Source organism: Paraburkholderia sp. HC6.4b (assembly GCF_014200875.1).
GTDB classification, from domain to species: Bacteria; Pseudomonadota; Gammaproteobacteria; order Burkholderiales; family Burkholderiaceae; genus Paraburkholderia; species Paraburkholderia tuberum.
Window position 1 is genome coordinate 154,581 of the sequence record NZ_JACHDC010000023.1, and the last position, 9,469, is coordinate 164,049.

The following is a 9,469-nucleotide window of genomic DNA, read 5'->3' on the forward strand; positions in this document are numbered from 1 at the left end:
GAGCGCAGCGAAGTAAAAAACGGTTGCCGAAGACGAGCTTCAGCGTACCTCAGGCGAGGTTAGCGCGACCAGCGACGCCAGGGCCAGGCTCCCCGGTCGATGCTAATCAGACTCCGTTTTTTATTCAGAAACATGAGGATGAAGGACTGTTAAGTCGTGGATTGATGCGCTGCGATCGCCCTGGCGGCGTCGAGCAGCGAGGCAACTATACCATCGGATTTTATCGTTTGTATAGCTTGGCCGTGGTTGTACCCGTAGGGCACGGTCAGCGTCGCCATACCGGCCGCGCGGCCCGCCAGCGCGTCGTTTTCCGAGTCGCCGATCGCCACCGTGGCGCTCGGCTCGACGCCGAGCTGCGCGGCGGCGGTCAGCATCGGCAGCGGGTCCGGTTTCTTTTTCGCGAGACTGTCGCCGCCGAGCACGACGCTGAAATACGGTGCAAGCCGGTACTGCTGCAGCAATTCGAGCGCGAAGCGGTGCGGCTTGTTGGTCACGCAGGCGAGCTTCAGGCCCGCGTCGCGCAGCGCGCGCAGACCGGCCTCGACGTCTGGATAAAGCCGCGTGTGCACGCCGTTGATCTTCGCGTACTCGGCCTGATAGATCGCGAGCGCTTCGTCGAAGCGCTCTTGCGCGTGCTCGGCTTCGAAGCGCGGCGCAAGCACGCTGCGGATCAGATGCTCCGAACCCTTGCCGACGTAGCCGACCACTTCCTCGCGCGTCGTTTCCTCCGCGTCGAGCTGAGCGAGCATACCGTTCAGGCCGGCGGTGAAGTCGTCGGCCGTGTCGATCATCGTGCCGTCGAGGTCGATGATCGCGGCTTCGAGGCGCGCGCCGGTAAACGTCGGGGCGGGATACGAAGTGGTCATGAGGCGCTGGTTTTTAACGCTGGACGGTCGCGAGGGCGGCGCGCATCTTGTCGATCACGACCTTGTGATCGGGCTGGCCAAAGATCGCCGAGCCGGCCACGAACGTGTCCGCGCCGGCCGCCGCGATTTCCGCGATGTTGTCGACCTTCACGCCGCCGTCCACTTCGAGGTGGATGTCGCGGCCGGTGCGCTCGGTGTACGCGTCGATGCGTTTGCGCGCTTCGCGCAGCTTGTTGAGCGCCTCGGGGATGAACGACTGGCCGCCGAAGCCCGGGTTCACCGACATGATCAGCACGAGGTCGACCTTGTCCATCACATGATCGAGATAGTTCAGCGACGTCGCCGGATTGAACACGAGGCCGGCCTTGCAGCCGTGGTCGCGGATCAGCGACAGCGTGCGGTCGATGTGATCCGACGCTTCCGGGTGAAAGCTGATCAGGTTCGCGCCGGCTTTCGCGAAGTCCGGCACGATGCGGTCGACGGGACGCACCATCAGGTGCACGTCGATTGGCACGTCCACGTGCGGGCGGATCGCTTCGCATACGAGCGGGCCGATGGTCAGGTTCGGCACGTAGTGGTTGTCCATCACGTCGAAGTGGATCCAGTCGGCGCCGGCGGCGACGACGTTGCGGACTTCTTCGCCCAGGCGGGCGAAGTCGGCGGAGAGAATGCTGGGGGCGATGCGAAATTGCGTCATGACAGGGGCCGATGCAAGCGGGAAAGCGCCATTTTACCGGTTTTGCGCGTGCAGACCGGGGTGCTGGCCGCGGTTGGCGTGGCGGAATCGCGCGATGAAACTTCGCAAAGTACCGGCGCAAAAACGACATGGAGACTGGGCGCGGCAAAGCAGCCGTGTCCCAACGTCTTAGACACAGCTGGCCGAAAGGCGTATCCGGTTGCGGCCATGCCGCGCATCAAGCAGAATGCCATTCCATGAGCGCCGCATCGCCGCTGCACCCGCAGACCATTGGCGTTCGGGCCTTCCACGATTTTTCACAGCCCGTTTGATCAGATCGGAATCAGGATGAGCCAGTACGAATTCAGCGTCTCGGCGCAGGTGCACTACCTGCCCGAAGAATCGGACCCGGAGCGTCGCCAGTACGCCTTTGCCTACACGCTGACCATCCGTAACACCGGCCAGGTGCCCGCACAGTTGATCGCGCGTCACTGGATCATCACCGACAGCGAAAACACCGTCCAGGAAGTCAAAGGTCTGGGCGTGGTCGGTCATCAGCCGCTGCTCAAGCCGGGCGAGCATTTCGAATACACGAGTTGGGCAGTGATCGCGACGCCGGTCGGCACGATGCGCGGCGATTACTTCTGCGTGGCGGAGGATGGTGAGCGCTTCGAGGCGCCGGTGCCGGAGTTCGTGTTGCGCATGCCGCGAACGTTGCATTGAACCGGCGCGGTGTTGCGCGGTCTTTAATGAGTTCGTATCGGCGCGCGGCGCAGCGGGCAGTTGAGTGGGTGGTTGGATGAGCGCTCAGACGAGCGCTTGAGGCGCGAGGGGTTGCGCGGTTCTGTATGCAACCCGCCGGCCAGGGTCACTGCGGCTTTTGCTGTTGGGACCGTTCCGCCGGCTTGGCACGTCGCGCTTTTTTCTTGCCAGACGACGTCCACACAACAATAAAGACGAGCAGGAACAGCGCGAGCAGCGATTCCAGCGCGAAGATGAGCATCGGGTATTCGTCGAACAAATCAGACATGGCGGTTTCCATCAAGAACGAACATTGTATGCGTTTTGTCCGCCGAGCCGGCGCGTGGGTCGGTGCATTGTCGGTTGCGGTGTTGCTTGCCTCCTGCGGTGGCGGCGGCGCGCTCCGGCCTTCGCCGCCGAGCGGCGCTGCGATCATCCCCGGCCAGATCGCGTCGTCGCGCTTGACCGCGGTTGCGTGGCAGCAGGTGCCGGGCTGGCAGGACGACTCGCTGATCGGCGCGACGGCCGCGTTGCGGCAAAACTGCACGAGGCTCGCGCGTCAGCCGAACTGGTCGCGTGCATGCGCGGCCGCCGCGCAAATCGACGATCTCGACGTCACCGGCGCGCGCGCCTTCTTCGAAGCCTACTTCACGCCGTTCCAGCTCGCGAATAGCGACGGCACGCTCGACGGTCTGGTCACCGGTTACTACGAGCCACTGCTGCGGGGCTCGCGCACGCGGCATGGGGTATATCAGACCGCGCTGTACCGCTGGCCCGCCGGCTATCGCGTGGGGGCGCCGTTGCCGGCGCGCGCCCAACTCGAACGCTCGGGCGCGCTCAGCGGCAACGAACTCGTGTGGGTCGACGATCCGATCGAAGCATTCTTTTTGCAGGTGCAGGGCTCCGGGCGCATCGTGATGGAAGACGGCAGTGTGATGCGCGTCGGCTTTGGCGGTACCAACGATCAGCCGTACAAGTCGATCGGGCGCTGGCTGCTCGATCATGGCGAGATCACACCCGCGCAGGCGACGATGCAGGGCATCAAGGCATGGGCACGCGCGAATCCGACGCGCGTCGATGGATTGCTCGACACCAATCCGCGCTTCGTGTTTTTTCGCGAGATGCCGTCGGCCGAAAGTATGCCGAGCGGTGGCGCGGACGGTCCGATCGGCGCGCTCGGCGTGCCGCTGACGCCGGAGCGCTCGATTGCGGTCGACCCGAGCGCGATTCCGCTCGGCACGCCGGTGTTCCTGCAGACCACACGGCCGCTGACGAACTCGCCGATGAACCGCCTCGTGTTCGCGCAGGACACGGGCACCGCGATCAAAGGCGGCGTGCGCGCCGACTACTTCTGGGGCCTCGGCGACGATGCCGGTGATCTGGCTGGCAAGATGAAGCAGGGTGGCCGGATGTGGTTGCTGCTGCCGAATTCGTGAGGCGGTGGGGCGCAGGCGGAAGCGTGACTGCCGTTTGAGTTAGAGCGGTTTTCGGGAGGCGGGTTGGAGGCTGCCGCGAAGCCGCTAATAGAAGTCGTGGAAATCGGCGTCACGTTTGGATCAGGATCCGTGCGTGACGCCGTTTTTTGTTGGGCTCTTACGCTGCGCGTCGCTGCCCGTTGCCTGACTTAGAGCCCCGAACTGCGCTTGTCGACCACCCGCCGCGCCTTGCCCACCGAGCGCTCGATCCCATTCACGGCCAGCACGTTCACCACCGCGCTTACGCCAATCAGCGCCTTGATGTCGTACGCCAGCGCGTTTTTCGCGGTGGTTAGCGCGGAAGTATCCGGCGCGCTTTCGGGGCACGGTTCGACGTTCAGCGTCAACACGTCGAGCGGCCCTTCCTTCGTCAGTACGATCTGATAGTGCGGCGCGAGCGCGTGCTGCTTGAGCAGCAACTCTTCGATCTGCGTCGGGAACACATTGACGCCACGGACGATCATCATGTCGTCCGAGCGGCCCGTGATTTTTTCCATACGCCGCATCGTGCGGGCGCTGCCCGGCAGCAGGCGCGTGAGATCGCGCGTGCGGTAGCGGATGATCGGCAGCGCTTCTTTCGTCAGCGACGTGAACACGAGTTCGCCGAGTTCGCCATCGGGCAGCACCTCGCCCGTTTCGGGGTCGATGATCTCGGGATAGAAATGGTCTTCCCAGATCGTCGGGCCGTCTTTGGTCTCGATGCACTCCGAGGCGACGCCCGGGCCCATCACTTCGGAGAGACCGTAGATGTCGACCGCGTCGATGCCCATGCGTTTTTCGATCGCCTCGCGCATTTCGTTGGTCCACGGCTCAGCGCCGAAGATGCCGATGCGCAATGAGCAGCTAGCCGGGTCGATACCCTGGCGCTCGAGTTCGTCGGCGATCGACAGCATGTAGCTCGGTGTCACCATGATGATGTCCGGCCGGAAGTCCTGGATCAGCTGCACCTGCTTTTCGGTCTGACCACCGCCGAACGGAATCACGGTGAGCCCCGCGCGCTCGGCGCCGTAATGCGCGCCGAGGCCGCCCGTGAAGAGGCCGTAGCCGTAGCTCACGTGCACCTTGTCGCCGCGCTTCGCGCCGGCGGCGCGTATCGAACGGGCGACGAGATTCGCCCACGTGTCGATGTCGCGCGCCGTATAGCCGACGACGGTCGGCTTGCCGGTCGTCCCAGACGATGCATGGATTCGCGAAATCTGCTCCTGCGGCACCGCGAACATGCCGAACGGATAGTTGTCGCGCAAATCCTTCTTCGTCGTGAACGGTAAGCGCGCGAGGTCCGCGAGCGACTTGACATCGCCCGGATGAACACCGGCTTCGTCGAACTTGCGCCGGTACACCGGCGAATTTTCATACGCATGGGTGAGTGACCATTTGAGCCGTTCAAGTTGGAGCGCGGCGAGCTCGTCGCGGCTGGCGGTCTCGATCGGATCGAGCGGAAGAGCGGTGCTCATCGAATGTCTCCTTGCTGCCTCAGTATCTGAGTTTGATATGTAACGCGTTGGCGTCAGAGAGCCACGCAGACAGTCGTCCGCGAGGGCGGCTCTGGCTTGCCGCCGCTCAATGTCAGTCGCCGGTGGGAATCAGGTGGCCCCTGATTTGCGCCGACTTGCCGCGAAACATCGCGACGGTCTCGCCGGCGCGATTCGTGACGCGAATATCGTAGATGCCAGTGCGCCCGCTCGATGTCTGCTCGACCGCTTCGGCGCTCAGCACGTCGCCGCCGTAGACCGGCCGGAGGTATTCAATCGAGCAGCCGGCGGCAACCGTATTGATGTTGTAAGTGTTGCAGGCGAACGCGAAGGTCGAATCGGCGAGCGTGAAGATCAGGCCGCCGTGGCAGATCTGATGGCCGTTCAGGAAGTCGTCGCGCACCGCCATGCGCAGCCGCGCATAGCCGGGGCGCACGTCGAGAATCTCGAGCCCGATAGCGCGACTGCAGGCGTCGTTTTCGTACATCGCGGCAGCTGTCGCGCGGGCGAGTTCGTCGGCAGTCATCTGGTCGGGGCGGGTGGTTTGCGTGGACATCTCAACGCCCCTCGAAGCGCGGCGCGCGCTTTTCGATAAATGCCTGCACGCCTTCCGCGTAATCGTGCGAGGCGCCTAGTTGGCGCTGCAGATCACGCTCGAGATCGAGCTGCTGGTCGAGCGATTGCGTCGTGCCGGCACGCATCGCCTGCTTGATCGCGGCGATCGCGCGCGTCGGTTGCTGGGCAAGCTGGGCCGCGAGTTTTGCCGCGGCCGGAGCCAGTTCGGCGTTGTCGAGCGCTTGCCAGATCAAGCCCCAGCTTTCGGCTGTGTCGGCGCTGAGCTTGTCGCCGGTGATCGCGAGGCCGAGCGCGCGTGCCATGCCAACGCGTTGCGGCAGGAACCACGTCCCGCCCGAATCCGGCACGAGGCCGATCTTCACGAACGCTTGGATGAAACTCGCGGAGCGAGCTGCGAGCACCAGGTCGCAGGCCAACGCGAGATTGGCGCCCGCGCCGGCGGCCGTGCCGTTGACCGCGGCGATCACCGGAAACGGTAGCGCTTGCAGACGGCGGATCAACGGATTGAAGTATTCATCGATCACGGCGCCGAGGTCGGTCATCGCGCCGGGCGTGAAATCGAGGTCGGCGAGATCCTGGCCGGCGCAGAAGCCGCGTCCCGCGCCGGTGAGCACGAGCGCACGGGCGCCGGACTTTTCGACCTGGTCGAGTGCCGCGCCGAGTTCCTGATGCATCGCGCGCGTGAAGCTGTTGAGCTTGTCCGGGCGGTTCAGCGTGATGGTGGCGACGTGGCTCGATGAGTCGATGTCCAGCCGGATCGCTTCATATGACATGGGGTGTCTCCTCAAACTCTCTTTGGCCGATGGGCACGGTCGCTCGACTAGCGTCGGCGCGTGATGCCGATCCGATGTCTGATGTTAGTCAGAGCGCACGACTCGGTCCATCCGCCGAACGGCATAGGACGAAGTCGTGCGTTGCGCTGAAGCCTTCTTATGCCGTTCAGCCAGCTACCGCGGGCGCCGCTTTCGGTTCAACATGAACGCGGCTTTGAACGACACGGAAGCGGTTGGCGACGAAAGCGGCATCGGCAAGCGCGGCATTCGCGGCCGGGTTGGCGCCGGTGCCGTGAAAGTCCGAAAAAGCCGCGGACTGGTTGACGAACACGCCACCGGTCAGGTTGATCGACAGTGCGACGCCGCCGCGAATCGACGCTTCGTGCGCGGCGTCGAGCACGGCGTCGTCCGTGCTGTAGACCGCCAGCGTTAGCGCGCCGTGCTCGGCAGCAATGTCGCCAGCGAGGTCGAGTGACTGCGCGGTCGAGTCCGTCGCGATGACGAACGAGATCGGCCCGAACCATTCTCTCGTGAACTGGGCGCGGTCGGTCGAGGCGTCGAGTTGCAATACGAGCGGTGTGCGCACGCGAGCGCCCGGAAAGGACGGATGGTCGAGCGTCTGGCTCGCGACGAGAACGCGGCCGAGCCCGGCGGCTTCGTCGATGCGCTGCACGACGCCTTCGTTCTGGATCGCGCCGAGCAGTTCGACGGCGCGGGCCGGATCGGCGACGAGCTTTTGCACCGCGCCGGCAAGCGCCTGGGAGACATCGTCAAAGCTGAGCGTGCCTTCCGCGGTGCGAATGCCGTCTCGCGGTACGTAGATATTTTGCGGCGCGGTGCACATCTGGCCTGAGTACAGCGCCAGCGAGAACGCGATGTTGCGCGCGGCCGCCTTGATGTCGTCGACCGAGTCGATGACGATCTGATTGACGCCAGCTTTTTCGGTGTAGACCTGCGCCTGGTGCGCGTTGCGCTCGAGCCAGGTGCCGTTCTGGGTGCTGCCCGTGAAGTCGATCAGTTTGATCTCGGGGCGCTGGGCCAGTTGCTGGACGAGGGCGCCGTCGTTCGGGGCGGTGGCCAGCAGCGTGACGACGTTCGGATCGAAGCCTGCTTCGCGCAACACGTCACGCGCGATGCGCACGGTCAGCGCGAGCGGCAGGATCGCGCCCGGATGCGGCTTGACGATCACCGTGTTGCCGGTGGCCAGATCGGCGAACAGGCCCGGATAGCCGTTCCACGTCGGGAATGTGCAGCAGCCGAGCACGAGGCCGATGCCGCGCGGCACGACGGTGTAGCGCTTGTGCATCGCGAGCGGCGGGTTTTTGCCTTGCGGCTTTTCCCAGTACGCGTCGGCGGGGATACGGCGCAGCTGATCCCAGGCATACGCGACCGCTTCGAGCGCGCGATCCTGCGCGTGTGGGCCCCCTGCCTGGAAGGCCATCGTGAACGCCTGACCGGTCGTGTGCATCACGCTGTAGCCGAGCTCGAAGCTGGCGCGATTCAGGCGCGCGAGGATTTCGAGGCTCACGCCGATCCATGCCTGCGAGCCGGCGGCTCGCCAATCGCGTTGCGCCGCGGCAGATGCGGCGATGAGCGCGCTCGGGTCGGCTTTCGGGTAACGCACGCCGAGCTGGAAGCCGAACGGCGAAACCTCTGCGCCGACGGTCTCTCCCGTCGACGGTTGGTCCAGGTCGAACGTTTTGTCTAGAAGCGCCTTGAACGCGGCTTCGCCGTCCGCGTTAGCTGTTTCCCCGTACACTTTCGGACTGGGCATCTCGACGAACGGGCTCCAGTAGCCGCGCGTTTCGAGCGCGGCGAGCGCTTTGTGCAGCGTGTCTTCGTGCTTGGTGAATAGCGGATGTGTCATGGCAAAGAGGCTCGGCTGTACGTTGGGGAAATACCTGTCGAATAATTGACCGACCGGTTGGTTGGGGAATGGTAGCATCACCACAGACGATGCGCGAAGCGTTTTTCGCGTGCGATTAACCCTTATGGAGGCGGCATGGCTTACGAAAACATTCTGGTTGAGACGCGGGGACGGGTCGGACTGATTACGCTCAACCGTCCGAAGGCTCTGAATGCACTGAACGACGCGCTGATGGACGAACTAGGCGCAGCGTTGCGCGAGTTCGACGGCGACGAGTCGATTGGCGCAATCGTCGTGACGGGCAGCGAGAAAGCATTCGCGGCGGGTGCGGACATCGGGATGATGGCGTCGTACTCCTATATGGATGTCTACAAGGGCGACTACATCACGCGCAATTGGGAAACGGTTCGCTCGATCCGTAAGCCGATCATTGCCGCGGTGGCGGGCTTCGCGCTCGGCGGCGGCTGCGAACTGGCGATGATGTGCGACATCATTTTCGCCGCCGACACGGCGAAGTTCGGTCAACCGGAAATCAAGCTCGGGATCATGCCGGGCGCGGGCGGCACGCAGCGCTTGCCGCGGGCGGTGTCAAAAGCGAAGGCGATGGACCTCTGTTTAACCGCCCGTTTCATGGATGCCGCCGAAGCGGAGCGCGCCGGACTGGTTTCGCGCGTGATCCCGGAGGCATCGCTGCTTGACGAAGCGGTCGGCGCGGCCGCCACCATTGCGGAATTCCCGCTGCCGGCGGTGCTGATGGTCAAGGAGTCGGTCAACCGAGCCTTTGAAACGACGCTCGCGGAGGGCGTGCATTTCGAGCGCCGCCTGTTCCATTCGCTCTTCGCCACCGAAGACCAGAAAGAGGGCATGGCCGCGTTCGTGGAGAAGCGCAAACCGGTTTTCAAGCACCGTTAATACGCTTGTCAAAATATCGCTTGCAAGTCCCGATGTCGGCGACTAGAATTCCGCACTTTCGCGCTCCGGACGCCGGGGTGCGGAGAAGCGGGAAGCCTTTGATGGCGTGGG

General features: G+C 64.2%; 10 protein-coding genes. 3 read left to right on the top strand and 7 right to left on the bottom strand.

Features of this window, described 5'->3' with window-relative positions:
- Positions 1–149: 149 nt before the first annotated feature.
- Together HDG34_RS31110 and rpe are read right to left on the bottom strand one after the other, a co-directional pair.
- Positions 150–866, bottom strand: coding sequence for a phosphoglycolate phosphatase (locus HDG34_RS31110; RefSeq protein WP_184065695.1), 717 nt, complete (start codon positions 864–866; stop codon positions 150–152).
- 13 nt (positions 867–879) lie between these two features.
- A complete protein-coding gene (gene rpe, locus HDG34_RS31115; RefSeq protein WP_018420129.1) occupies positions 880–1,563 on the bottom strand; it encodes a ribulose-phosphate 3-epimerase in 684 nt (227 codons plus the stop codon).
- A 327-nt stretch (positions 1,564–1,890) separates the two neighbouring features.
- On the opposite strand from rpe, the gene apaG reads away from it, so the two are divergent.
- Entirely contained in the window at positions 1,891–2,265 is a 375-nt protein-coding gene (gene apaG, locus HDG34_RS31120; RefSeq protein WP_184009102.1) for a Co2+/Mg2+ efflux protein ApaG, read from the top strand.
- Positions 2,266–2,410: 145 nt separating this feature from the next.
- On the opposite strand, the gene HDG34_RS31125 is transcribed toward apaG, so the two are convergent.
- Positions 2,411–2,572 (bottom strand): hypothetical protein, encoded by a 162-nt coding sequence (locus HDG34_RS31125; RefSeq protein ID WP_176078910.1) that lies wholly within the window; start codon positions 2,570–2,572, stop codon positions 2,411–2,413.
- A gap of 28 nt (positions 2,573–2,600) precedes the next feature.
- On the opposite strand from HDG34_RS31125, the gene HDG34_RS31130 reads away from it, so the two are divergent.
- The gene (locus tag HDG34_RS31130; RefSeq protein ID WP_221309309.1) at positions 2,601–3,719 is read left to right on the top strand and encodes a murein transglycosylase A; all 1,119 of its coding nucleotides are present in this window, start codon (positions 2,601–2,603) and stop codon (positions 3,717–3,719) included.
- A 188-nt stretch (positions 3,720–3,907) separates the two neighbouring features.
- Here HDG34_RS31130 and paaK read toward each other — a convergent pair whose 3' ends face one another.
- The 4 genes from paaK to paaN all read right to left on the bottom strand — a co-directional run bounded on the left by paaK (position 3,908) and on the right by paaN (position 8,446).
- Positions 3,908–5,212, bottom strand: coding sequence for a phenylacetate--CoA ligase PaaK (gene paaK / locus HDG34_RS31135; protein WP_184065698.1), 1,305 nt, complete (start codon positions 5,210–5,212; stop codon positions 3,908–3,910).
- Between the two features lie 112 nt (positions 5,213–5,324).
- The gene (paaI, locus tag HDG34_RS31140; RefSeq protein WP_184065700.1) at positions 5,325–5,786 is read right to left on the bottom strand and encodes a hydroxyphenylacetyl-CoA thioesterase PaaI; all 462 of its coding nucleotides are present in this window, start codon (positions 5,784–5,786) and stop codon (positions 5,325–5,327) included.
- A gap of 1 nt (position 5,787) precedes the next feature.
- Entirely contained in the window at positions 5,788–6,579 is a 792-nt protein-coding gene (paaG, locus tag HDG34_RS31145) for a 2-(1,2-epoxy-1,2-dihydrophenyl)acetyl-CoA isomerase PaaG (protein ID WP_184065703.1), read from the bottom strand.
- A 166-nt stretch (positions 6,580–6,745) separates the two neighbouring features.
- Positions 6,746–8,446 (bottom strand): phenylacetic acid degradation protein PaaN, encoded by a 1,701-nt coding sequence (paaN, locus tag HDG34_RS31150; protein ID WP_184065706.1) that lies wholly within the window; start codon positions 8,444–8,446, stop codon positions 6,746–6,748.
- Between the two features lie 135 nt (positions 8,447–8,581).
- Between paaN and HDG34_RS31155 the strand changes: the two genes are divergently transcribed.
- Complete coding sequence (locus HDG34_RS31155) at positions 8,582–9,358, top strand: enoyl-CoA hydratase (protein ID WP_184065709.1); 777 nt, start codon at positions 8,582–8,584, stop codon at positions 9,356–9,358.
- Positions 9,359–9,469 lie beyond the last annotated feature (111 nt).

What these genes read in the sequence shown, in the direction of transcription:
- HDG34_RS31110 (WP_184065695.1), bottom strand. Translation starts at nt 866, where the DNA reads ATGACCACTTCGTATCCCGCCCCGACGTTTACCGGCGCGCGCCTCGAA.
- rpe (WP_018420129.1), bottom strand. Translation starts at nt 1,563, where the DNA reads ATGACGCAATTTCGCATCGCCCCCAGCATTCTCTCCGCCGACTTCGCC.
- apaG (WP_184009102.1), top strand. Translation starts at nt 1,891, where the DNA reads ATGAGCCAGTACGAATTCAGCGTCTCGGCGCAGGTGCACTACCTGCCC.
- HDG34_RS31125 (WP_176078910.1), bottom strand. Translation starts at nt 2,572, where the DNA reads ATGTCTGATTTGTTCGACGAATACCCGATGCTCATCTTCGCGCTGGAA.
- HDG34_RS31130 (WP_221309309.1), top strand. Translation starts at nt 2,601, where the DNA reads ATGCGTTTTGTCCGCCGAGCCGGCGCGTGGGTCGGTGCATTGTCGGTT.
- paaK (WP_184065698.1), bottom strand. Translation starts at nt 5,212, where the DNA reads ATGAGCACCGCTCTTCCGCTCGATCCGATCGAGACCGCCAGCCGCGAC.
- paaI (WP_184065700.1), bottom strand. Translation starts at nt 5,786, where the DNA reads ATGTCCACGCAAACCACCCGCCCCGACCAGATGACTGCCGACGAACTC.
- paaG (WP_184065703.1), bottom strand. Translation starts at nt 6,579, where the DNA reads ATGTCATATGAAGCGATCCGGCTGGACATCGACTCATCGAGCCACGTC.
- paaN (WP_184065706.1), bottom strand. Translation starts at nt 8,446, where the DNA reads ATGACACATCCGCTATTCACCAAGCACGAAGACACGCTGCACAAAGCG.
- HDG34_RS31155 (WP_184065709.1), top strand. Translation starts at nt 8,582, where the DNA reads ATGGCTTACGAAAACATTCTGGTTGAGACGCGGGGACGGGTCGGACTG.